The organism is Klenkia marina (assembly GCF_900101025.1).
In the GTDB taxonomy this organism is placed as follows: Bacteria; Actinomycetota; Actinomycetes; order Mycobacteriales; family Geodermatophilaceae; genus Klenkia; species Klenkia marina.
The window spans coordinates 144033-166216 of record NZ_FMUH01000003.1 but is presented as its reverse complement, the minus strand read 5'-3'; the positions used below and the strand labels follow the sequence as shown (position 1 = coordinate 166216).

General features: G+C 74.2%; 23 protein-coding genes and 2 tRNA genes. 16 read left to right on the top strand and 9 right to left on the bottom strand.

Annotated elements, in window-relative coordinates:
- Nucleotides 1–10 precede the first annotated feature (10 nt).
- From BLP29_RS10435 to BLP29_RS10410, 6 genes are all read left to right on the top strand, one after another.
- Nucleotides 11–1180 (top strand): PucR family transcriptional regulator, encoded by a 1170-nt coding sequence (locus BLP29_RS10435; RefSeq protein WP_092803758.1) that lies wholly within the window; start codon nucleotides 11–13, stop codon nucleotides 1178–1180.
- Between the two features lie 116 nt (nucleotides 1181–1296).
- Nucleotides 1297–2496 (top strand): acyltransferase domain-containing protein, encoded by a 1200-nt coding sequence (locus BLP29_RS10430; protein WP_092803755.1) that lies wholly within the window; start codon nucleotides 1297–1299, stop codon nucleotides 2494–2496.
- 3 nt (nucleotides 2497–2499) lie between these two features.
- Nucleotides 2500–3480, top strand: coding sequence for a beta-ketoacyl-ACP synthase III (locus BLP29_RS10425; RefSeq protein WP_092803752.1), 981 nt, complete (start codon nucleotides 2500–2502; stop codon nucleotides 3478–3480).
- A gap of 66 nt (nucleotides 3481–3546) precedes the next feature.
- Nucleotides 3547–3789 (top strand): acyl carrier protein, encoded by a 243-nt coding sequence (locus BLP29_RS10420; RefSeq protein ID WP_091063849.1) that lies wholly within the window; start codon nucleotides 3547–3549, stop codon nucleotides 3787–3789.
- Between the two features lie 99 nt (nucleotides 3790–3888).
- Nucleotides 3889–5130 carry a beta-ketoacyl-[acyl-carrier-protein] synthase family protein gene (locus tag BLP29_RS10415; RefSeq protein WP_092803749.1) on the top strand — a complete coding sequence of 414 codons (1242 nt, stop codon included), beginning with the start codon at nucleotides 3889–3891 and terminating at the stop codon, nucleotides 5128–5130.
- 97 nt (nucleotides 5131–5227) lie between these two features.
- Nucleotides 5228–6640, top strand: coding sequence for an acyl-CoA carboxylase subunit beta (locus BLP29_RS10410; RefSeq protein ID WP_243469855.1), 1413 nt, complete (start codon nucleotides 5228–5230; stop codon nucleotides 6638–6640).
- A 149-nt stretch (nucleotides 6641–6789) separates the two neighbouring features.
- Here the strand turns inward: BLP29_RS10410 and BLP29_RS10405 are convergent, their stop codons facing one another.
- Complete coding sequence (locus BLP29_RS10405; RefSeq protein WP_243469854.1) at nucleotides 6790–7257, bottom strand: DUF3145 domain-containing protein; 468 nt, start codon at nucleotides 7255–7257, stop codon at nucleotides 6790–6792.
- Nucleotides 7258–7710: 453 nt separating this feature from the next.
- Here BLP29_RS10405 and BLP29_RS10400 point away from each other — a divergent pair, with 453 nt between their 5' ends.
- Nucleotides 7711–7983, top strand: a complete 273-nt coding sequence (locus tag BLP29_RS10400; protein WP_133379118.1) for a hypothetical protein — start codon at nucleotides 7711–7713, stop codon at nucleotides 7981–7983.
- 64 nt (nucleotides 7984–8047) lie between these two features.
- On the opposite strand, the gene BLP29_RS10395 is transcribed toward BLP29_RS10400, so the two are convergent.
- A complete protein-coding gene (locus BLP29_RS10395; RefSeq protein WP_092803737.1) occupies nucleotides 8048–8551 on the bottom strand; it encodes an OsmC family protein in 504 nt (167 codons plus the stop codon).
- A 39-nt stretch (nucleotides 8552–8590) separates the two neighbouring features.
- Between BLP29_RS10395 and BLP29_RS10390 the strand changes: the two genes are divergently transcribed.
- Together BLP29_RS10390 and BLP29_RS10385 are read left to right on the top strand one after the other, a co-directional pair.
- Nucleotides 8591–8664, top strand: a tRNA-Ile gene (locus BLP29_RS10390).
- A 37-nt stretch (nucleotides 8665–8701) separates the two neighbouring features.
- Nucleotides 8702–9169: a DUF2505 family protein gene (locus tag BLP29_RS10385; RefSeq protein WP_165839352.1), complete on the top strand. Its 468-nt coding sequence runs from the start codon at nucleotides 8702–8704 to the stop codon at nucleotides 9167–9169.
- On the opposite strand, the gene BLP29_RS10380 is transcribed toward BLP29_RS10385, so the two are convergent.
- Nucleotides 9170–9694, bottom strand: coding sequence for a gamma carbonic anhydrase family protein (locus tag BLP29_RS10380; RefSeq protein WP_092803731.1), 525 nt, complete (start codon nucleotides 9692–9694; stop codon nucleotides 9170–9172).
- A 191-nt stretch (nucleotides 9695–9885) separates the two neighbouring features.
- Between BLP29_RS10380 and BLP29_RS10375 the strand changes: the two genes are divergently transcribed.
- From BLP29_RS10375 to BLP29_RS10365, 3 genes are read left to right on the top strand one after another with little or no spacing between them, the layout of a single operon-like run.
- Nucleotides 9886–10389, top strand: a complete 504-nt coding sequence (locus BLP29_RS10375; protein ID WP_092803728.1) for a mycothiol transferase — start codon at nucleotides 9886–9888, stop codon at nucleotides 10387–10389.
- Complete coding sequence (locus BLP29_RS10370) at nucleotides 10386–10991, top strand: GyrI-like domain-containing protein (RefSeq protein ID WP_092803725.1); 606 nt, start codon at nucleotides 10386–10388, stop codon at nucleotides 10989–10991. Before BLP29_RS10375 ends, BLP29_RS10370 begins: the two co-directional genes overlap by 4 nt.
- Nucleotides 10992–11035: 44 nt before the next feature.
- On the top strand, nucleotides 11036–12244 hold the full coding sequence (locus tag BLP29_RS10365) for an acyl-CoA dehydrogenase family protein (protein WP_243469853.1): 1209 nt from the start codon (nucleotides 11036–11038) through the stop codon (nucleotides 12242–12244).
- A 68-nt stretch (nucleotides 12245–12312) separates the two neighbouring features.
- On the opposite strand, the gene BLP29_RS10360 is transcribed toward BLP29_RS10365, so the two are convergent.
- A complete protein-coding gene (locus BLP29_RS10360; protein WP_092803722.1) occupies nucleotides 12313–12570 on the bottom strand; it encodes a hypothetical protein in 258 nt (85 codons plus the stop codon).
- 181 nt (nucleotides 12571–12751) lie between these two features.
- Between BLP29_RS10360 and BLP29_RS10355 the strand changes: the two genes are divergently transcribed.
- Nucleotides 12752–13348, top strand: a complete 597-nt coding sequence (locus BLP29_RS10355) for a TetR/AcrR family transcriptional regulator (RefSeq protein WP_092803719.1) — start codon at nucleotides 12752–12754, stop codon at nucleotides 13346–13348.
- Nucleotides 13349–13353: 5 nt separating this feature from the next.
- A complete protein-coding gene (locus BLP29_RS10350; RefSeq protein ID WP_092803716.1) occupies nucleotides 13354–15540 on the top strand; it encodes an MMPL family transporter in 2187 nt (728 codons plus the stop codon).
- Nucleotides 15541–15570: 30 nt separating this feature from the next.
- Here BLP29_RS10350 and BLP29_RS21005 read toward each other — a convergent pair whose 3' ends face one another.
- On the bottom strand, nucleotides 15571–16662 hold the full coding sequence (locus BLP29_RS21005) for an FUSC family protein (RefSeq protein ID WP_165839351.1): 1092 nt from the start codon (nucleotides 16660–16662) through the stop codon (nucleotides 15571–15573).
- Between the two features lie 34 nt (nucleotides 16663–16696).
- Between BLP29_RS21005 and BLP29_RS10340 the strand changes: the two genes are divergently transcribed.
- Nucleotides 16697–18118, top strand: coding sequence for an NAD(P)-binding protein (locus tag BLP29_RS10340; protein WP_092803710.1), 1422 nt, complete (start codon nucleotides 16697–16699; stop codon nucleotides 18116–18118).
- On the opposite strand, the gene BLP29_RS10335 is transcribed toward BLP29_RS10340, so the two are convergent.
- On the bottom strand, nucleotides 18105–19118 hold the full coding sequence (locus BLP29_RS10335; protein WP_243469913.1) for an ABC transporter substrate-binding protein: 1014 nt from the start codon (nucleotides 19116–19118) through the stop codon (nucleotides 18105–18107). The two genes, BLP29_RS10340 and BLP29_RS10335, sit on opposite strands and share 14 nt — an antisense overlap.
- A gap of 127 nt (nucleotides 19119–19245) precedes the next feature.
- Nucleotides 19246–19321, bottom strand: a tRNA-Asn gene (locus BLP29_RS10330).
- Nucleotides 19322–19436: 115 nt separating this feature from the next.
- Here BLP29_RS10330 and BLP29_RS10325 point away from each other — a divergent pair.
- A complete protein-coding gene (locus tag BLP29_RS10325) occupies nucleotides 19437–19637 on the top strand; it encodes a hypothetical protein (RefSeq protein WP_092803704.1) in 201 nt (66 codons plus the stop codon).
- A gap of 1 nt (nucleotide 19638) precedes the next feature.
- Here BLP29_RS10325 and BLP29_RS10320 read toward each other — a convergent pair whose 3' ends face one another.
- The gene (locus BLP29_RS10320; protein ID WP_092803701.1) at nucleotides 19639–20175 is read right to left on the bottom strand and encodes a hypothetical protein; all 537 of its coding nucleotides are present in this window, start codon (nucleotides 20173–20175) and stop codon (nucleotides 19639–19641) included.
- Nucleotides 20172–22067: a DNA primase gene (gene dnaG / locus BLP29_RS10315; RefSeq protein ID WP_092803698.1), complete on the bottom strand. Its 1896-nt coding sequence runs from the start codon at nucleotides 22065–22067 to the stop codon at nucleotides 20172–20174. Before dnaG ends, BLP29_RS10320 begins: the two co-directional genes overlap by 4 nt.
- Between the last annotated feature and the right edge of the window lie 117 nt (nucleotides 22068–22184).

Genomic DNA, 22184 nt, shown 5'->3' with positions numbered 1-22184 from the left:
CCCTGCAGCGGTGAGCGCAGCCCGACCGTCGGAGGCCACGCTGCGCCGGCTCGAGCGCGCGTCGGGTGCGCTGGCCACCCAGGCGGTGGCGCGCATGGACGACACACTGCCCTGGTTCCGCTCGATGCCGGCCGACCAGCGCTCGTGGGTGACGCTGGTCGCGCAGGCCGGCATCGCCTCGCTCGTCGACTGGTGCCGGCACCCCGGTCGCCCGCCCCGGCTCACCGGCGAGGTCTTCGGGGCGGCCCCGCGCGACCTGGTGCGCACCGTGCCGCTGAAGCAGACCGTCGACCTCATCAAGGTCACCGTCGAGGTCGTGGAGGACCGGGTCGCCCACGTCGCCGAACCGGGCGAGGCCGAGGCCCTGCGGCTGGCGGTGCTGCAGTACAGCCGCGAGGTCGCGTTCGCCACCGCCCACGTCTACGCCAGCTACGCCGAGAGCCGCGGCGCCTGGGACGCCCGGCTGGAAGCGCTCGTGGTCGACGCCCTCGTGCGCGGCGAACGCACCGAGGAGCTGCCGGGCCGGGCGGCCGCGCTGGGCTGGGCGACCACCGCCCCGGTCCTGGTGCTCGTCGGGCACACCGCCCCCGACGTCGACGACCTGCACACCGCCGTGCGCCGGGCCGCACGGACCCTGCGCGCCGAGGTGCTGGTGGGGGTGCACGCCGAGCAGCTCGTGGTGGTGCTCGGCGGCGTGCCCGACCTGGTGCCCGTCGCCGAGCGGGTCAGCCGGGAGTTCGGTCCCGGCCCGGTGGTCAGCGGCCCCGCCGTCGACTCCCTGGCCCAGGCGGCCGACTCCGCCGCCGCCGCGCTGGCCGGGCTGCGAGCAGCCGTCGCCTGGCCGGGTGCCCCGCGACCGGTCCCGGCCGACGACCTCATGGCCGAGCGGGCCCTGGACGGCGACCCGCTGGCCCGGACCGCCCTGGCCGAGCGCGTGGCCGGACCGCTGCAGGCCACCGGCGGCGACGTGCTCGACACCGTCCGGGCCGTGCTGGGCAGCGGCGGGAACCTGGAGGCCAGCGCACGGGCGTTGTTCGTCCACCCCAACACCGTGCGGTACCGGCTGAAACGGGCCACCGAGCTCACCGGCCTGTCGGCCACCGACCCACGGGGCGCCTGGACCCTGCAGGTGGCCCTGGCGTTGTCGGCCCTGGACGGCGGGCGCTCGCTCTGGGCCTGAGCTGTGGCCCACCGCACCACCCGTCACAAATTTGTAGGAACCCTCCAGAAGATCACCGGTGTTCTTCGTCGGGCGCCGACCGCCCGCGGCGGGCCGATCACTGGCACGGTTGACCTGTGCTCGCCGTCCTCGCCCCCGGTCAAGGGGCCCAGAAGCCCGGGATGCTCACCGACTGGCTGGAGCTGCCCGGCGCCGAGCCCTTCTTCCGCTGGGCCGGCGCGATCGCCGACGCCGACCTGCTGACCCTGGGCACCACCGGTGACGCCGAGGCCATCAAGGACACCGCGGTCACCCAGCCGCTGGTGGTGGCCATGTCGCTGTTCGTGGCCCGTGAGCTCGGCGGCCTGCCCGGCCCGGTCGCGCACACCCCGCAGGCCGGCCGCGACGTCGTCATCGCCGGCCACAGCGTCGGCGAGCTCACCGCCGCGGCGCTGGCCGGGGTGCTGTCGGTCGAGGCCGCCATCGCGCTGACCGCCGTCCGCGGCCGCGCCATGGCCTGGGCCTGCGCGCAGACCCCGACCGGCATGTCCGCCGTCCTGGGCGGCGACCCGGCCGAGGTGCTGGCCGCGATCGAGGCGAACGGCCTGTCGCCTGCGAACGTCAACGGCGCCGGGCAGGTCGTGGCCGCCGGCTCCCTCGACGGCCTCGCCGCGCTGAAGGCGGCCCCGCCGGCGAAGGCACGGGTCATGCCGCTGTCGGTGGCCGGCGCGTTCCACACCGAGTACATGGCTCCGGCCCGCGCCGAGCTCGAGGGCCTCGTCGGCGGCATCCGCCCCGCGCAGCCTTCCCGTCTGCTCGTGTCCAACAAGGACGGCTCCGCGGTCGAGACCGGCGCCGGGGTGCTCGACCGCTTGGTCAGCCAGATCACCAACCCGGTGCGCTTCGACGCCTGCCTGGACACCCTGCGCGAGCTCGGCGTCACCGCCGTCATCGAGCTGCCGCCGGCCGGCGCGTTGGCGGGTCTGGCCAAGCGCGACTGGAAGGGCCGCCACGACGTCGAGGTCCTCGCGATCACCAGTCCGGCGGACCTCGACCGCGCCGCCGAGCTCATCGCCGCCGAGCGGGGCCGGGCCGAGGCCGAGCACTCCCCCGACTGGCGGGTCGTCGTCGCCCCCGCCCGCGGCACCATCTCCCCCGCCGCGGTCGCCGAGGGCACCGCGCTGCCCGCCGGCGCCACCCTGGCCACCATCGCCGGCCGTCGCGAGACCGTCGAGGTCGCCGCGGGCTACGCCGGACTCCTCGCCGAGTGGCTGGTCGCCGAGGGCGACCTCGTCGACGCCGGCGACCCCATCGCCCGTCTCTACCCGGAGGTCTGACCCATGAGCACCATCCAGCTCCCGGCCGGCTCGCCCGGCGCGCGGATCCTCGGGGTCGGTGAGTACCGGCCGCGCCGCCGGGTCACCAACGACGAGCTGTCGCAGACGATGGACACCAACGACGAGTGGATCCGCACCCGCGTCGGCATCCAGGAGCGCCGCTGGGCCGACGCCGACGAGACCGTGGTGGAGATGTCGGTCGCGGCCGGCGGCAAGGCCCTGGCCGCCAGTGGTCTCACCGCCGAGGACATCGACCTCGTCGTCGTCGCCAGCTGCAGCCTGCCCACCCAGATCCCCGGTGCCGGGCCCGAGGTGGCGTACCGCCTCGGCATCCCCCGCCCCGGCGGCTTCGACGTCAACGCCGGCTGCGCCGGGTTCTGCTACGCCCTGTCCGCCGCCTCGGACGCCATCCGCGCCGGGTCGGCCCGCAACGCCCTGGTCGTCGGCGTCGAGAAGCTCACCGACGTCGTCGACATGGACGACCGCTCGACCGCGGTGATCTTCGCCGACGGCGCCGGCGCGATGGTCATCGGCGCCAGCGACGAGCCGGGCATCGGCCCGGTCGTCTGGGGTTCGGACGGCGACCAGCGCGACGCCATCGCCATCCCCGTCGAGGGGCAGCCCGACGCCGGCAACCTGACGATGGCCGGTCAGGCGGTGTACCGGTGGGCCACCACCAAGCTCACCGCCACCCTGCAGGAGGCCATCGACCGCGCCGGGGTCACCGCCGCCGACATCGACGTCTTCGCCCCGCACCAGGCCAACCTCCGCATCATCGAGCTGATGGCCAAGAAGCTCGGCCTGCCCGACTCGACCGTCATCGCCCGCGACGTGGCCCAGGCCGGCAACACCTCGTCGGCCTCGGTCCCGCTGGCCCTGTCGGCCCTGCTCGAGAGCGGTGAGGCCAAGAGCGGCGACCTCGCCCTGCTCCTCGGGTACGGCGCCGGGCTCACCTTCGCCGGACAGGTCGTCCGGCTCCCCTGATCCCCGGGCGGCCCCGCCGCCCGGCCTGCACGACCCCCTGACCCGCACGACGAAGAGGAGGCCCACGTGGCCAGCACCGCCGAGATCCAGTCCGGCCTCGCCGAGATCCTGGAGGAGGTCGCCGGGGTCGCCCCCGCCGACGCCACCCCCGAGAAGTCCTTCACCGAGGACCTCGACGTCGACTCGCTCTCCATGGTCGAGATCGCCACCGCCGTCGAGGACAAGTTCGGCGTCGCGATCCCCGACGACGAGCTGGGCGGCATCAAGACCGTCGGCGACGCCATCTCCTTCATCGAGAAGAACCAGTAAGAGAAGGACCACCTCGCCCCCCGGGAGACGCGCTCCGCACGTCTCCCGGGGCCCCGCGGGGCGGCCGTCCCACCAGGTCACCAGTTCCAGGAGGAAGACGTGAACTTCAACAACGGCGACGTCGTCGTCACCGGTCTCGGGGCCACCACCCCCCTGGGGCCCGATGTCGCGTCCACCTGGGACGCCCTGCTCGCCGGGACGTCCGGGGTCACCCGGATCACCGACGAGTGGATCGAGCCCTTCCCGGCCCAGCTGGTCGCCCGGCTGGCCGCTGACCCGGCCGAGCAGATCGACCGCGTGCGGGCCCGCCGCCTCGACCGCAGCCAGCAGGTCGCGGTCGTCGCCGCCGAGGAGGCCTGGCGCGACTCCGGCGCGGGCGACGCCGGCTACGACTCGCTGCGCATCGCGGTGGTCGTCGGCACCGGCATCGGCGGTGCGATGACCCTGCTCGGGCAGGACGACGTCCTGGAGGCCAAGGGCCCCAAGCGCGTCTCCCCCTTCACCATCCCCATGCTCATGCCCAACGGCCCCGCCGCCGCGGTCGGCCTGGCCATCGGCGCCCGCGGCGGCGTCCACGCCCCCGTCAGCGCCTGCGCCTCGGGCGCCGAGGCGATCCGCTGGGGCCTGGACATGCTGCGGCTGGACCGCGCCGACGTCGTGCTCGTCGGCGGCGCCGAGGCCTGCGTGCACCCGCTGCCCATGGCCGGCTTCGCCGCCATGCGCGCCATGAGCACCCGCAACGACGACCCCGCGCACGCCTCGCGGCCCTTCGACGCCGGCCGCGACGGCTTCGTGCTCGCCGAGGGCGCGGCCTGCCTCGTGCTCGAGCGCGCCGACGCCGCCAAGGCCCGCGGCGCGAAGGTCTACGGCCGTCTCGCCGGCGCCGGCGGCACCTCCGACGGCTACGACCTCGTCGCCCCGCACCCCGAGGGCGAGGGCGCCCAGCGCGCCATCGGTGCCGCCCTGCGCGACGCCGACCTGTCCCCCGCCGACATCGGTCACGTGAACGCGCACGCCACCTCCACCCCGGTGGGCGACATCGCCGAGGCCGCCGCGCTGCTCGACGCGGTCGGCGACCACGCGGCCGTCACCGCCACCAAGAGCCAGACCGGGCACCTGCTCGGCGCGGCCGGCGCGCTGGAGTCGGTGTTCTGCCTGCTCGCGCTACGCGACCAGGTCATCCCGGGCACACAGAACATCGAGACCCTCGACGAGTCCCCGGCCGTGCAGAAGCTCGACATCGTGCGCGGCGCCCCGCGCACGGCCACCTTCACCGCCGCGCTGAACGATTCGTTCGGCTTCGGTGGGCACAACATGGCCCTGGTCTTCACCACAGCCTGACTGAAGGACCCCGCTGCCCCCCGGGCCACGCTCCGCGCGACCCGGGACCCCGCAGCGGGGCCGACATCCCGCTCGACTCCTGATGGAGGCCTCCCCCGTGACCACCGTGAGCCCCGCCGCCACCCTCGCCGAGCCCGACCCCCGCGACCCCGAGGACCGCCTCGCCCGGTTCTTCGACCCCGGCACCATGCAGACCCTCGCCGCCCGGGACACCTCCGGCGCGATGGCGGCCCGCGGCCTGGTCAACGGCTCGCCGGCCATCGCCTACTGCACCGACGCCACGATCATGGGCGGCGCCATGGGCGTGGACGGCTGCCGGCACATCGTCGACGCCATCGACGTCGCACTGCGCGAGCACGTGCCGGTCATCGGCATCTGGCACTCCGGCGGCGCCCGGCTCGCCGAGGGCGTCACCGCCCTGCACGCGGTCGGCGAGGTGTTCGCCGGCATGATCCGTGCCTCGGGCCGGGTCCCGCAGATCTCCGTCGTCCTCGGCCCGGCCGCCGGCGGGGCCGCCTACGGGCCGGCGCTGACCGACCTGGTCGTCATGGGCCCGCTGGGTCGTGTGTTCGTCACCGGCCCGGACGTCGTCCGCTCGGTCACCGGCGAGCAGGTCGACATGGAGGCCCTCGGCGGGCCCGACACCCACGGCCGCCGCTCGGGCGTGGTGCACATCGTCACCGAGACCGAGCAGGACGCCCTGGACACCGCCCGCCAGGCGGTCGACCTGCTGGCCGCGCAGGGCAGCTTCGCCAGCACTGACGGCGAGCCCGACACCGACCTCGCCGCGATGCTCCCCGAGGCCAAGCAGCGCGCCTACGACGTCAAGCCCATGATCGCCGGGCTGCTCGACGGGCCGCCGCTGGAGCTGCAGAGCCGGTACGCGCCCAACGTCATCACCGCGCTGGGCCGGCTCGCCGGGCGCACCGTCGGCGTGGTGGCGAACAACCCGCTGCGCCTGGGCGGCTGCCTGGATTCGCCCTCGGCGGAGAAGGCGGCCCGGTTCGTGCGCATGTGCGACGCGTTCGGCGTCCCGCTGGTGGTGCTGGTCGACGTCCCGGGCTACCTGCCCGGCGTCGGCCAGGAGTGGGACGGCGTCGTGCGCCGCGGCGCCAAGCTGCTGCACGCCTTCGCCGAGGCCGTCGTGCCGCGGGTGACGCTGGTGACCCGCAAGAGCTACGGCGGCGCCTACATCGCGATGAACGCCCGCTCGCTGGGCGCCACCGCGGTCTACGCGTGGCCCGGTGCCGAGGTCGCCGTCATGGGCGCCAAGGCCGCCGTCGGCATCCTGCACCGCAAGAAGCTGGCCGCCGCACAGCCGGGTGAGCGCGAGGCCCTGCACGCCCAGCTGGCCGAGGAGCACGAGAAGATCGCCGGCGGCGTCGGCCGGGCCATCGAGATCGGCGTCGTCGACGAGGTGGTCGAGCCCAGCCAGACGCGCAAGCGCTTGGTGGCGGCGCTGTCGGCGGCCCCCGCCGGCCGCGGCGCCCACGGCAACATCCCGCTCTAGCACACATCCGCCGTCGATCATCGACGGCAGCGGACCCGGACAGCACAGCGGCCCGGCACCCATCCGTGGGTGCCGGGCCGCGGTGCGTCGCGACGGGGTCGGTCCGGGGTCAGGGGGCCGGCGCGGTCGCGGACGCGCTGCAGAGCAGGTCAGACGACCTGGTGCAGCCAGCTGATGGGCGCGCCGTCGCCGGCGTGGCGGTAGGCCTCGAGGTCGTCGTCCCAGGCGGCGCCGAGCAGCGCGTCGAGCCCGTGGCGGAAGGCCTCGCCCGAACCGGCGGTGGCGGCCAGGTGCCGCAGCTGCTGCTCGGTGACCATCAGGTCGCCGTTGGCCGACATGGGCGCACGGAAGACACCCTGGCCGGGCACGTAGGCCATGCGCTCGCCGTCGTTGCCCTGGCTGGGCTCCTCGGTCACCTCGAAGCGCAGCATCGGCCACGCCTTCAGGGCAGCGACGAGCTTCGCGCCGGTCCCGGTGGCACCGGTCCAGGCGACCTCGGCACGGTAAGCACCGTGCTGCGCGGGCTGTTCAGCCCAGGACAAGCTCACCGGCGCGCCGATGACCCGCTCGAGGGCCCAGTCGACGTGCTGGCAGAGCGCCTTCGGGCACGCGTGCACGAAGACAACACCCTGCGTAGACCGTCGTTGCACAGTGCACCTCCATCGGATCAAGACGGGTCTCGTCTTCCCCAACGGACCTGACTCGCGATGGCAGTGCGTGTAGCTCGAACGGGTGGTGCGGGGTTGCTCGGGACAGTCTGCCCGACTACCACGCCCCAGCGCTACTGCGGGTCCGAATCGCTGGGCCAGCTGTGCCAGAAGTGACGCGTGTGGTTCGTGGGACGAGCGGCGTGTTCCCCACGGGGACGAAGGATGAGCACACCTCTCGCCATGTCCCCATCGGCAGGCGTCGGCCTCGTAGGCAGATGTCGCTGGACGATCCGGGCCTCGCCGTCCACTCGGTGGGGTTGCTGTGCACGCTGGGTCAGAACAGCTCAACGTGATGGTGTCGTTACTCGGCGTGCGGTCTGTCGCGTCTTGTCACGCTGCGTCGCCTGACATGGTCCGAGCGTGACTTCGACACAGCGCCGCGGACGGCACTCGGTCCTGACCGAGGAGACCTTCGTGTGCGGCCAGGCCGCGCTGCAGGTGCTGTGGAACGGGGTGAGCGGCACGCCCATCGCCGACTCCAGCGGTCCGTGGCACGCCTGCGAGCCCGGCCCCACCGAGGTCGTCTACTCCCTGTGCGGCCGCGAGGTCACCCGCATCGAGGGCGCGGCCATCTGGCCCGACCCGCGCCGCACCCCCGCCTGCGTGGTGTGCGAGGAGCTCGCGCTCGACTGAACCGCCCCCGGACGCAGAACGCCCCGCCCTCTCGACGAGGTGCGGGGCGTTCGTGCGTGCGGGGTCAGGCGCGGCGGACGGTGAAGGTCGGGGGCTCCTTGAGCGTCTGCGCCACGACGCAGTACCGCTCGGTCAGCTTGGCCAGGGTGGCCAGCTTCTCGTCGTCGGCGTCGGTGTCGAGCTCGGCGACGACCTCGATGCCGGTCATGCCCACCGGGACGTCGCGGGAGACGCCGAGCGTGCCGCGGGCGTCCATGTCCCCCCGGGCAGTGAGCTTCGCGCTGCGGATGTCGATGGACATCGCGGTGGCGACGCTGCGCAGGGTCACGCCGGAGCAGCCGAGCAGGGCCTGCAGCAGCATGTCGCCCGAGCAGGCGTCGGAGCCGTCGCCGCCGGTGGTCTCGTGGAACCCGGCGCGCTGCGGACCCGACCAGGTCTCGATCGTCGCGGTGATCCCGTCGTCCCGGAAGTCACCCGTGGCGTGCAGCTCGGCGCGGGCGGCCGACGGGTCGTCCTTGTACTTCTGCTTGATGGGGGCCTGCATCTCGCGCAGGGCGGCGGCGTCCATGGGGGCAGTGAACCCGCATGGCACGCTATGCGCACGCACGGGGCGGTAGCTCAGCCGGTCAGAGCATGGGACTCATAATCCCTGGGTCGTGGGTTCGAGCCCCACCCGCCCCACCCAGCCCGACGGCGCCGCTGCCCGCACCATGGGTGGGTGTCGTTCACCCACGAGACCACCGTCCCCGCCACGCCCCAGGCCGTCGTCGCGACGCTGACCGACGAGGCGTTCGTCCGCGCCGCCCTGGCCGATCTCGGTGCCGAGGTGCGCGAGGTGTCGGTCGAGGGGACGACGACCCGCGCCCGCTACAGCGTTGCCACCCAGGGCATCCCGCAGGCGTTCGCGAAGTTCGTCGGCGACCGGGTGGAGGTGACCGACGTCCGCACCTGGACCGTCGAGGGCGACGGCGCGACCGGCACCGTGCTGGTCACCACCACCCTGTTCGGCCGCGACGTGAAGCTCGAGGGCCAGCGCCGCATCACCGGGAGCACCACCATCACCAGCACCGGCCGCTCGCACGTCGACGCCCCGTTCGTGGGCCGCAAGGCCGAGGGCGCCGTCGACGAGCTGGCGGTCGTGGTGCTGAAGAAGGAGGCCGGTACACTGGCTGCCCGCCTCGGCTGATCAGTCGAGGCGCTCGACGCCGGCGGCGTGGCGGCGCGCGAGCTCCTGGTAGATCGACGGGTTGCCGTCGACCCACCGCGCCGCGCCCTCCGACAGCGGCCCGCGCACCCGGGCCGGTGAACCCAGCGCCAGCACCTCGTCGGGCACGACCATGCCGGGCGGCACGAGCGACCCGGCACCGATCAGGGTCCGGGCACCGATGCGGGCACCGTCCTGCACGGTCGAGCCGTTGCCGATCAGCGCCTCGGCCCCGACCACGCACCCGTGCACCACGCACAGGTGCCCGATCGTGGCACCCGGGCCGACCTCGGTGACCGGGTCGTCGCCGCCGTGCAGCACCGAGCCGTCCTGCACGTTGGCGCCCTCGCGCACCACGATCGCGCCGAAGTCGGCCCGCAGCACCGCGCCGTACCAGACCGAGGCGTGCGCCTCCACGGACACGTCGCCGACGAGGGTGGCGGTGGGTGCGATCCAGGCGTCGGGGTGCACCCGCGGCGACCGGCCTTCGAAGGAGAACAAGGGCATGGCGCACCCTCGCACGGCGCATCCCGCTCGCGCAGGGCACCGTGTCGACATGACGACACCGCAGTCCGACGAGCCCCAGCCCCGCGACATCGCCCTCGAGCAGCCCACCGACGAGCAGGTCGCCGACCTCGAGGAGCAGAGCGACCCCGAGCAGGAGTAGTCGGCGGCGCGGCTCGGGTAGGGCCCGGTGCATGCGTACCGACGAACTCCTCGCAGCCGCGTTCGACAACATCGCCGGGGTGGTCGACTCGGCCGTCGACGGCCTCACCGCCGACCAGCTCGCCCAGGCCCCGGCACCCGGCGCCAACACCATCGCCTGGCTGGTCTGGCACCTCACCCGCATCCAGGACGACCACGTCGCCGACGTCGCAGGCTCCGAGCAGGTCTGGACGGCGGACGGCTGGGCGCGCCGGTTCGACCTGCCCTTCGACGACGCCGAGCACGGCTACGGCATGGCCGCCGAGGACGCGGCGAAGGTGCGGGCCGACGCCGAGCTGCTGACCGGCTACCACCACGCCGTCCACGCACGCACGAAGGAGTACCTGGCCACGTTCTCGGACGCCGACCTCGACCGCGTCGTCGACACGGACTGGGACCCGCCGGTCACCCTCGGCGTCCGGCTGGTCAGCGTCGTCACCGACGACCTCCAGCACGCCGGCCAGGCCGCCTACGTCCGTGGTCTGCTCGCCGGGTGACCGCAGCCAAGGTCGACCTGAAGGACGACGACGCCTACCGCGCCCACCGCGGCGAGTTCCGCACCCTGACCGTCCCCGAGCGCAGCTACCTGGCGGTCGACGGCCACGGCGACCCGAACACCGACGCGTTCGCGGTCGCCGTCCAGGCGCTCTACCCGGTGGCCTACGCGCTGAAGTTCGCCTCGAAGGCCGCCGGGCGCGACTACGTCGTCCCGCCGCTGGAGGGGTTGTGGTGGGCGCAGGACATGGACGCGTTCACCCGCCGCCGCGACAAGGCCGTGTGGGACTGGACGCTCCTGCTGCTCGTCCCCGACTGGCTGGGCGCCGACGACGTCGCGGCGGCCGTCGAGCACACCCGACCCAAGGCCCCCGAACGGCTGGACGACGTCCGGCTGGAGGCACTCACCGAGGGGCTGTGCGTGCAGACCCTGCACGTCGGACCGTTCGACGACGAGGGCCCGGTGCTGCGGGAACTGCACCACGAGGTGCTCCCCGGCGCCGGGTTCTCCCCCACCGGCCGGCACCACGAGGTCTACCTGTCCGATCCCCGTCGCACGGACCCCGCGAAGCAGCGCACGATCCTGCGCCAACCCGTCGGCTGAGCTCGGCGAGCAGCACGGCCGACACCGGCCTACCGTCCGACGACGTGAGCACCGACGCTGACCAGCTGGCCCCCGCGACGGACTTCTACGCCGTCGACGACCTCATCGACCCCGCCGACCTCGAGATCCGTGACCGGGTGCGCGACTTCTGCGCCCGCGAGGTCACCCCGGTCATCAACGACTACTGGGAGCGGGCCGAGTTCCCGGCCCACCTGGTGCCCAAGCTGGCCGACCTCGGCATCGCCGGCGGCACGGTGAAGGGGCACGGCGCGGCCGGCATGAGCGCGGTCGCCGCCGGGCTGGTCGCCGCCGAGTGGGCCCGCGCCGACGGCTCGATGGGCACCTTCCACGGGGTGCACTCGTTCCTGGCCATGCAGTCGATCGACCTGCTGGGCAGCGAGGAGCAGAAGGAGCGCTGGCTGCCGGCCATGGCGCGCATGGAGAAGATCGGCGCCTTCGGGCTGACCGAGCCCGACCACGGCTCCGACGCCGTCGCCCTGGGGACGACGGCCACCCGCGACGGCGACGGCTTCGTGCTCAACGGGGCGAAGAAGTGGATCGGCAACGGCTCCATCGCCGACCTGGTGCTCATCTGGGCCCGCGACGAGGAGGGGAACGTCGGCGGCTACGTCGTCGAGAAGGGCACCCCCGGCTTCACCGCCACCGTGATGACCGGCAAGACGGCGCTGCGCGCGGTCTGGCAGGCCGAGATCACCCTGGAGAACTGCCGGGTGGGCGAGGAGAACAAGCTCGCGAACTGCCACAGCTTCAAGGACGTCTCCCAGGTGCTCGACCGCACCCGGTACACCGTCGCGTGGCGGGCATTGGGCGTCGCGCAGTCGGCCTACGAGCTGGCCCTGGCGCACACGCTGCAGCGCGAGCAGTTCGGCCAGCCCATCGCCGGCTACCAGCTGGTGCAGGAGAAGCTCGCCCGCATGCTGGCCGAGATCACCACCATGCAGCTCATGTGCTGGCGCCTGTCGACGCTGGCCGACCAGGGCCGCATGACCGCGGCGATGGCGTCGCTGGCGAAGATGAACTGCTGCAAGAAGGCGCGCACGATCATCGCCGACGCCCGTGACCTGTTCGGCGGCGACGGGATCCTGCTCGAGCACCACATCGCCCGCCACCACGCCGACATCGAGGCGATCTACACCTTCGAGGGCACCGACCACGTGCAGGCGTTGATCGTCGGCCGCGAGGTGACGGGCCTGTCCGCCATCACCGGCCGTCGCCCCCGCCGCGAGGCCTGACCCGTCGATCGGCGCTCATCGACCATCCCGGGCGGGGAACGGTCGGTGAGCGTCGACCGACCGTGGGCTCAGGAGGCGTGCGAGAGCTGCGGGCGGGTGAGCTGCTTGCACTCGGCGCACGCGGTCTCGCGGGCGCCGACGCGGTCCCAGCGGTGGGCGCCCCACACCTGCACGATCGCGCCGCACGCGGCCAGCTCCACCTCCCCGTCGAGCTCGGCCGGGGGCCGGTGGGCCTCCACGGCGTGCCAGGACGAGGAGACGGTGTCCTCGGGTCGCGACCGCGACCACCGGTCTGGTCGGGCGTACCCGACGGCGTAGCTGTCCACGACCCGATTGTGCCCCCGGTCACAGCAGCCCGCCACCGCTCCGGAGCCCGCGACGCCGTCCGGCCTGCGACACGGTGGTCATCGGCACGCTCCGCCACCGGATCGTCGTGTGGTGGACCTCACCGACCAATCTGGTCGGTTTCCCGACCAGATTGGTCGGTGGCCGATTACGGTCATCGCCGTGAGCCGACCACCGCGCCAGCACGCGGACGACGACATCCTCGACCGCGCCGCCGCCCTCTTCGCCCGCCGGGGGTTCGCGAAGACCTCCGTGCAGGAGATCGCCGACGCCGTGGGGCTGTCCAAGGCCGGCCTGCTGCACCACTTCCCGAGCAAGGACGCGCTGCACACCGCCGTCACCGTGCAGGCCGACGGGCTCGCCGAGCAGGTGCTGGCCGTCGCCGACCGCGCCGCCGAGGGCCCCGAGCGCGACCGGGCGACGGTCGACGTCCTGGTCGACATCGCCTTCGCCCACCCCGGCCTGGTCGCGCTGCTGCTCTCCCCCGCCGCCGAGGAGCCGGCGCCCGAGTGCACCTCCACCGCCGGCGACGCCGCCCTGCGCGCCTTCGGCATCGCCCCGGGCGAGGTGCCCGCCGACCCGACGCGCGTCGTCCGGGTGCTCGGGGCCCTCGGCGCGCTCGCCGTCCTCTCGATCTCCGCGACCGAGCTCGGCACCACCACGACCTGGCGACCCCTCGTGGTCGCCACCTGCCTCGACGCGCTCGGCCACGGCCGTCCGGGCGCGCCCGCCACCCCTTCCACCGACCCGGAGGCCTGACCCCCATGGCTGCACTGCTCGCCCGGCTGGGCGCCCTCGCGCACCGCCGCCGGCTCACCGTCGTCCTCGTCTGGCTGGCCGTCCTGGTCGCCGGCGGGGTCGGCGCCGCCACCCTGTCCGGGGAGACGACCACGTCGTTCTCCATCCCGGGTCAGGAGTCGACCGTCGCCCTCGACCGCATCTCCGAGGAGTTCGGCGCCGCCGACTCCGGGGCCAGCGCGCAGGTCGTCGTCGGCACCCCCGAGGGCACCACGCTGACCGACCCGGCCCAGGCCGCCGCGCTGCAGCAGCTGGTCACCGAGCTGGGCGGGCTGCCCGGCGTCGCCTCGGCCAGCAACCCGCTGGACCAGGCCTCCCCGACCGTCAACCCGGAGCTCACCACCGGCTACAGCACCGTCACCTACGACGTCGCACCCGGCGAGGTGACCCCGGCCGAGCAGGACGCGCTGCGCGACGCCGTCGCCGACGCCCGCGACTCCGGGCTCACCGTCGAGGTCGCCGGCCAGGCGCTGGAGAGCGCCCCCGAGGTCGGCGGCATCGGCGAGATCGCCGGTGTCGTGGTCGCCGTCCTGGTGCTCGCCCTGACCTACGGGTCGCTCGTCGTCGCCGGCATGAACCTGCTGACCGCCGCCGTCGGCGTCGGCATCGGCGTCCTGGGCATCACCATCGCGACCGGGTTCCTCGAGCTGTCCTCGACCACGTCGATCCTCGCCGCGATGCTCGGCCTCGCCGTCGGCATCGACTACGCGCTGTTCATCATCAACCGGTACCGGCAGGAGCTGCGGCGCGGCACCGACGTCCCGACGGCCATCGCCACCGCGGTCGGGACGGCGGGCTCCGCGGTCGTCACCGCCGGTCTCACCGTGGTGATCGCCCTGGTCGGCCTCTTCGTCGCCGGCATCCCGTTCCTGACCCAGATGGGTGTCGCCGCCGGCGCGACCATCGTCGTCGCCGTGCTCGTCGCGCTGACCCTGGTGCCCGCGGTGCTGTCCTACCTGGGTCGCCGGGCGCTGCCGAAGAAGCAGCGCGACCTGCCGCCGGTCGCCGAGCTCGACGACGCCGCGCCCTCCACCGGGTTGTTCGGCCGCTGGGCCGCCGGGGTCACCCGGCACCGCGTCGTCGCACTGCTCGCCGCCGTCGTCGCGCTCGGCGTCATCGCCGTGCCGGTGGCCTCGATGCGCACGACGCTGATCCAGGCCCCGCCGGCCGACAGCACCCAGGAGCGGGCCCAGCAGCTGCTGGCCGACGGCTTCGGCGCCGGCATCAACGGACCCATCACCGTGCTGTTCGAGGGCACCGACGCCGCGTCCGCCGCCGCGGCGGCCACCCCGGGCATCCAGGGTCTGGACGACGTCGTCACCGTCACCCCGCCCATCCCGAACGCCGACGGCGACGCCGCGCTGCTCACCGTCGTCCCGGACTCCGGCCCGACCAGCGCGGCCACCGAGCAGCTGGTCGAGGACCTGCGCGGCCAGCTCGCCGACTCGGGCGGCGTGACCGCGTCGGTGACCGGGCAAACCGCGGTCAGCGTCGACGTCGCCGCCTCGCTGAACAGCGCGCTGCCGGTCTACCTGGCGCTGGTCGTCGGGCTCGCGCTCGTGCTGCTGGTGCTGGTGTTCCGGTCGCTGCTGGTGCCGCTGGTCGGCGTGCTGGGCTTCCTGCTCACCATCGGCGCCTCGCTCGGCGCCACCGTCGCGGTGTTCCAGTGGGGTTGGCTCGGCGACCTGGTCAACCTCGAGAGCACCGGTCCGCTGATCAGCCTGACGCCGATCCTGGTCATCGGGATCCTCTTCGGGCTGGCGATGGACTACCAGGTCTTCCTGGTCTCGCGGATGCACGAGGCGCACGCCCACGGCAAGGCACCGGTGGCCGCGATCCGCAGCGGGTTCCGGTCGGCGGCGCCCGTGGTGTTCGCCGCCGCGCTCATCATGTTCAGCGTCTTCGCCGGCTTCGTGCCCGCCGGTGACGCGACCATCAAGTCCATCGGGTTCGCGCTGGCGATCGGGGTGCTCTTCGACGCCTTCGTCGTCCGCATGGTGCTGGTGCCCGCGGCGCTGACCCTGCTCGGCGAGCGCGCCTGGTGGCTGCCCCGCTGGCTGGGCTGGCTGCCGGTGCTCGACGTCGAGGGCGCCGCGCTGGAGAAGGACGCTCCGCGCGACGACGAGCGGGAGCTGGTCGACGCGGCCCGCTGATCCGCCGCGGTCGCTGCCCGCAGCGGGGGCTCACCCCTCCGCTGCGGGCACCTCGCGGCCGGTGAGCGCCCGCAGGGACCGGCGCAGCGTGGTGAGCACACTGCCGGCGACGAACAGGTCGTGGCCGCTGCGGGCGCGCTCGTCGCGGATCCGGTCCGCGAGGGCCTCGATCCGGTCGACGGCGGCACGCACCCGGTCGTCGTCGGCACCCGTGCGCACGACGTCGGCGACGGCGCCGATCGCGTCGGTGGTGGCCGGTCGCAGCCGCGGGCCCAGCGCGATGTCGGCCCACCCGGCGTCGGCGCGCTCGTGCTCGCGCAGCAGCTCGGTGACGTCCTGCACGAGGAACGACACGCTCTCCAGGGCGCGGGCCTCGCGGTACTGGTGGTCCACGTCGGCGGCGTACCGCCGGGCACGGCGGTTGCCGCGACGGGCCTGCTCGGCCACGTCGACGGCGTCCCGCATGCGCCCCAGCTCGGGCTCGATGGCCCGCATGCGGGCGCGCCACCCGCCCTCGTCGGGCAGCGACTCCTGGCGCAGCCCGTCGACGAGGTCGTCGAGCTGGTCGGCCAGCGTGGTGCGCAGCCGGTCGAGCTCGGCCTGCGCCGGGGCCAGCGGGAGCGGCGGGAACACCGCGGTGACGGCCAGCCCGATGCAGGCACCGAGCAGGGTCAGCCCCGCGTACCCGGCGACGTAGCCGAACGGGTCGGCGTTGCCGATGATCAGCGTGAACAGCGCCGCGGTCGGGACCCAGGTGGCCGCCGTCCCCAGCCGTCGCCAGCCGGCCAGCAGCACCCCGAGGCCCACCACCACGGCCACGGTCACCGCGTTGGGGTAGCCGACCGCGTCGACCCCCAGGGCGACGACGGCGCCCAGCGAGATGGCGGCGACGGTCTGCAGCCCCTCCCGCGCCGACCCCGCCAGCGTGGTGGAGGTCGCGATGACCGCCCCGAGCGGGGCGTAGTACGGGTACTCCCCCGCAGGCCCGGGCACGAGCTGCGCGACACCCCACGCCAGCGACGCGGCGAGCGCCGCCTTCACCGTCAGGCCCCAGCGCGGGTGCCGCGCCCACGCCCGTGCCGCCGAACCGAGCCGGCCCGGGCGGCGTCCTCGATCGTCCACCCGATCCATCGTGGGGGCCCGCTAGCGTGCGGGCATGTTGGAGACCGACTACCTCGTCGTGGGCGCCGGGGCCACCGGGCTGGCCTTCGTCGACACCCTGCTGGCCGAGACCGACGACGTGCACGTCACCCTCGTCGACCGGCGTTCGGCGCCGGGCGGGCACTGGGTCGACGCCTACTCCTTCGTCACGCTGCACCAGCCCTCGGCGTTCTACGGCGTCGGCTCCCTCGAGCTGGGCACCGGGCGCATCGACACCACCGGGCTGAACCGGGGCATGCAGGAGCTGGCGTCGGGGCCGGCGATCGTCGACTACTACGACCGGGTCGTGCGCACGGTGCTGCTGCCCACCGGCCGCGTCGGGTACCACCCGCTGAGCGCGTACGAGCCCGGCCCGGACGGCGCCCACCGCGTCACCTCCCTCCTCTCCGGCGCGGCCACCGAGGTGCGGGTGCGCCGCAAGCTCGTGGACACCACGCACAGCAGCCCCTCGGTGCCCGCCACCCACCGACCGCGCTTCGCCGTGGCCGACGGGGTGCACCTCGTACCGCCGAACGACCTGCCCCGCCTGCCGCCCGGCCCGCACCGGTTCGTGGTGCTCGGCGGCGGCAAGACCGCGATGGACACCTGCACCTGGCTGCTGCAGCACGGCGCGGCGCCCGAGGCCATCACCTGGGTCGTGCCGCGCGACTCCTGGCTGATCAACCGGATCACCACCCAGCCCGGGCCCGGGTTCTTCGCCGAGTCGATCGGGGCGCAGGCCGACCAGCTCGAGGCCCTGGCCAGCGCCGACGACGTCCCGGACCTCTTCGCCCGTCTCGAGCGCTGCGGCGTGCTCACCCGCATCGACCGCGACCGCACCCCGAGCATGTTCCACCTGGCCACGGTCGCCCCCGGGGAGGTCGAGCTGCTGCGGCAGGTGCACGACGTCGTCCGGCTCGGGCGGGTGCGCGAGCTGCACCCCGACCGCATGGTGCTCGACGGCGGCGAGGTGCCCCTCCCCCCGGGCGCGGTGGTCGTCGACTGCACCGCCTCGGCCGTGGAGCCGCGGCCCGGGCAACCGGTGTTCCAGGGCGACCGGGTCGTGCCGCAGCTGCTGCGGCTGCCGCAGCCGGCCTTCAGCGCCGCGCTCACCGGCTGGGTCGAGGCCCACCACGGCGACGACCAGGAGCTGCAGAACGAGCTCTGCGCGCCCGTGCCGTTCCCGCACGCCCTCGACGACTACCCCGCGACGATGCTGGCCACGATGCGCAACCAGCACCGGTGGAGCCAGCACCCCGAGCTGCGCCGGTGGATCCGCGCCAGCCGGCTCGACGGGTTCGGCGCGGTCATCGCCGGCGCCGACCGCGAGGACCCCGCCCAGCAGGCGGTCCTGGCGCGGTTCCGGGAGCACACCCCGGGCGCGGTGGCCAACCTGACCAGGTTGACCACCGCGCTCGGCGGCGTCAGGCGGGGTTGACGTCCTGCGCGCCGCGCAGGACCTCGGCCAGCTGCGCCATGTGCGCAGCCTGCGACCGGTAGTCCATCGCGGCGCCGTTCCACTCGTAGGCCTGGCCGGCGACCAGGGCCGGGTGCGCGGCGAAGGTCGGCTGGGCCGCGAGGTCCTCGGCCTGGTAGCCCTCGACGTTGAGCAGCAGGACGTCGCCGGTGGACATCTGCGAGGCGTTCTCCCAGCTGTAGATGTCCCAGTAGAAGTTGCCGTCGTCGGGGTTGAGGTCGGTGAAGTCCACGCCGTACTCGCGGTACAGCTCCATCTCGGGCTCGTCGTCGGGCTTGGCGACGTAGATGCCCGAGCTCGCGTCGGCGTACATCTGGGTGACCTCGACACCGGAGGTCTCGGCGGCCTCCTGCAGGTCGGCCGCGGCCGCGTCGAACTCGGCCTGCGCGGCGTCGACCTCCGACTGCTCGGCGCCGAGGGCGAGGGCCAGCCGGTTGAGGCTGTCGATGACGTCCTGGCCCTCGCCGCCGACCTCGATGGTGATGAGCGGGGCGATGGCCTCGAGCTGCTGCTGCTGCGCGGTGTCCTGCAGGCCGTAGCGGGGGCCCTCGAGGTCGAGGGTGCCCTCGCGGTCCTCGGGGTAGATGCCGACGACGATGACGTCGGGCTGGGCCGCGGCCATCGCCTCGATGTCGATCTCGCCGTAGCCGTTGCCGACCACGGCGACGTCGGAGAGGTCGTAGTCGGCGAACCGCTCGTCCTCGGCCACGGGCACCCGGCCGAAGACCGCGACCGGGTCGACGTCCAGGCTGTGCAGACCCAGGGCGTAGTCGGCGTAGCTGGCCACCCGCTCCGGGGCCTGGTCGAGGGTGATCGTCTCGCCGACGTCGTCGGTGAAGGTCCAGGCCTCGGCCGAGCCGCCGGCGGAGTCGGCGGTGGCGTCGGAGCCGCAGGAGGTCAGGGCGAGGACGGCGGCGAGGCCGAGGGGGACGGCCGCACTGCGGCGCAGGGAGCTGATCATCACGGGCGAGAGGTTAGCCTACCCGTACTTAGGGGACCCTCAGTGGTCTCTCGGGCGGCCCGGGGCCCACGAACGGACCCGTGGACGGCGACAGGCCCCCGACCGTGGCGGTCGAGGGCCTGTCGTGTGGCTCCCCCGTCTGGACTCGAACCAGAAACCGTTCGATTAACAGTCGAATGCTCTGCCAATTGAGCTACGGGGGAACGGGTGCTGCGGTGCAGAAGATTACCTCACGCCGACCCGGCCCCTGGGGCCACCCCCGCGCGTGTCGGGCCGGTAGCGTCGATCACTCCCAGTCCCTACCCAGGAGGTCCTCCCGTGGCCAAGCTGTCCTTCATCGCCGGCGTCGGTGCCGGCTACGTCCTGGGTGCCCGCGCCGGCCGCGAACGCTACGAGCAGATCCGCCGCGCCTACGACCACGCCAAGGACGACCCGCGCATGCAGTCCCTCGCCGGCACCCTGCGCGCCCAGGCCGACACCGCCGTCGCCAGCGTCGTCCGCGAGCTGCGCGGCCGCTGACTCAGCGGCTGGCGTCCTCGGAGTCGACCGCCTCGGCCAGCCGCGCCCGGGCGACCTCGCGGGCGGCGGGGTCGTCGCGGTCGGCGTCGTGGTCGAACACCACGCTCCACTCGCGGGCGGCCTGACCGGGTACCCGGCGGGCCACCAGCAGCACTCCCCCACCGGCCGGCAGCGGGTGCCGCTTGCTGGCTACCACGCTCTGGTCCACCCGTCGGCGCACCACGGCCGGCAGCTCGCCGGCGTCGGTGAGCACGTGCCGGGTCACCGGCCCGCGGGCCTGCACGCCGGGTTCGACCTCGACCAGCGGCGTGACGGCGAACGTGCCACCGGTCTCGGCGGCGGTCCACCGGGCGTGCCCGACCAGGTGCCAGGGCAGCAGGTCGCCCTCGGGCACGGCCTGCAGGCCGGCCGACGTGGCCACCAACCAGCCGCCGTCCCGGCGCGCCCCCCAGGCCAGGACGTCGGTGCCGCCGGCCGCCTCGGTGACCTCGGTCGGCGGGCGGCCGAAGCGTTGGGCGAGCCGGCGCAGCAGGCTCACGCCAGCCCACCGATCGCCCGTTCGCGCAGCGAGCGCGCCTCCTGCTCCAGCGCCAGCAGCTGACCGAACACCTTGGTGTAGCCCTCGGGGTCCTCGACCGGGTTCATCCGCTGCAGCCGGCCCTTGGTCTCGGTCACCCGGCGCACGGTGGCCATCTCCTGCAACCGGGTGAGCACGGCGTGCACGTACCCGCTGTCAGGTTCCTCGGCCGGGGACTTCAGCGCCTCGACGGCGAGCGCCGGCAGCAACCGGCGGACGTCGTCGGACGCGGCGACGGCACCCACCTGGTCGATCCACGCCGCTCCACCGACGGTCGCCCCCGCCGCACCGCCGGCCGCGGCCACCGCCGCGGCGACCGCGCCGTACTCGGGGTGGGTCCACGACTCGGGGGCGATGGCGTCGAAGACCGGACCGGCGAGCTCGGGGCACTGCAACGCGGTCTTCACCGCCTCGCGCTCGATGAACGCCGCGGTGTCGTCGGCGGAGCGCGCCGGCGCCTTCTGCCGCGGGCGGGGGCGCCCGTTGGATGCCCCCTCGCCGGTCACCGCCCGCACGCGCTCGAGCACCTCGGCCTCGTCGGTGTTGCCGAGCATGCCGGCCAGCTGGCGGGCGTAGGCAGGCCGCAGGGCGTGGTCCTTGATCTGGGCGACCATCGGCACGGCCTTGTCCAGCGCGTGCACCCGGCCCTCGACGGTGTCCAGGTCGTAGTCGGCCAGCGTCGTCTTCAGCACGAAGGCGATCAGCGGCACCCGACGCGCCACCAGGTCGCGCACCGCGGCGTCGCCGTGCGCCTGGCGCAGCTCGCACGGGTCGCGGCCGTCGGGCTCGACGGCGACGAAGGTCTGGCCGACGAACCGCTGGTCCTCGGCGAAGGTCTTCATCGCCGCGGCCTGGCCGGCCTTGTCGCCGTCGAAGCAGTAGACGACCTCGCCGCGGAACTCGTCCTGGTCCATGAGCAGCCGCCGCAGCACGTTGATGTGCTCGGCGCCGAAGGCGGTGCCGCAGGAGGCGACCGCGGTGGTGACGCCGGCGATGTGGCAGGCCATCACGTCGGTGTAGCCCTCGACGACGACGGCCCGGTGCTGGCGGGCGATGTCGCGCTTGGCCCGCTCGACGCCGTAGAGCACGGTGGACTTCTTGTAGAGCGGGGTCTCGGGGGTGTTGAGGTACTTCGGCCCCGGGTCGTCGTCGGCGAGCTTGCGGGCGCCGAACCCGATGACGTCGCCGGTGATGTCGCGGATGGGCCACAGCAGGCGCCGGTGGAAGCGGTCGATGGAGGTGCCCCGCGAGGACTGCTTCGACAACCCAGCCGTCTCCAGCTCCTGCTGGCTGAATCCGGCCTGCCGCAGGTGCTTGGTGAGGGTGTCCCAGCCCGCAGGGGCGAAGCCGCAGTCGAAGTCGGCCGCCATCTCGCGGGTGAACCCCCGCTGGGCCAGGAAGGTGCGGGCGATCGCGGCGTCGGGGGTGGCCAACTGCTGCCGGTAGAACTCCGCGGCGGCGGTGTTGGCGGCGACCAGCCGGGCGCGCTGGCCGGCCGCGGCGCGGTCGGGAGCCCCGGTGGGCCGCCCGCCGTCGTCCTCGTACTGCAGCTGGATGCCGGCCCGGCCGGCCAGCAGCTCGACGGCCTCGGAGAACGAGAGGTGGTCGATCTCCTGCACGAACTTGATGACGTCGCCGCCGGCGCCGCACCCGAAGCAGTAGTACAGGGCGCGCGAGGGGGTGACGTGGAACGACGGCGACTTCTCGTCGTGGAACGGGCACAGGCCCTTCAGCGACCCGCCGCCGGCGCGCTTGAGCTGCAGGTGCTCGCCGACCACCTCGTCGATCTTGGCCCGCTCGCGCACGGTCGCGATGTCGGCGGCCCGGATGCGGCCGCGCCGCTCACCCGCCATGACGGCCTGTCCCCTGCACTGGTCCCCTCCCCGGGCCGGCCCAGCGGCCGCCCGTCGCACCATCATCCCAGCGCCGGGCCACCCGGTGCACCGACGCCCGTCCTCGCACGACCTGCT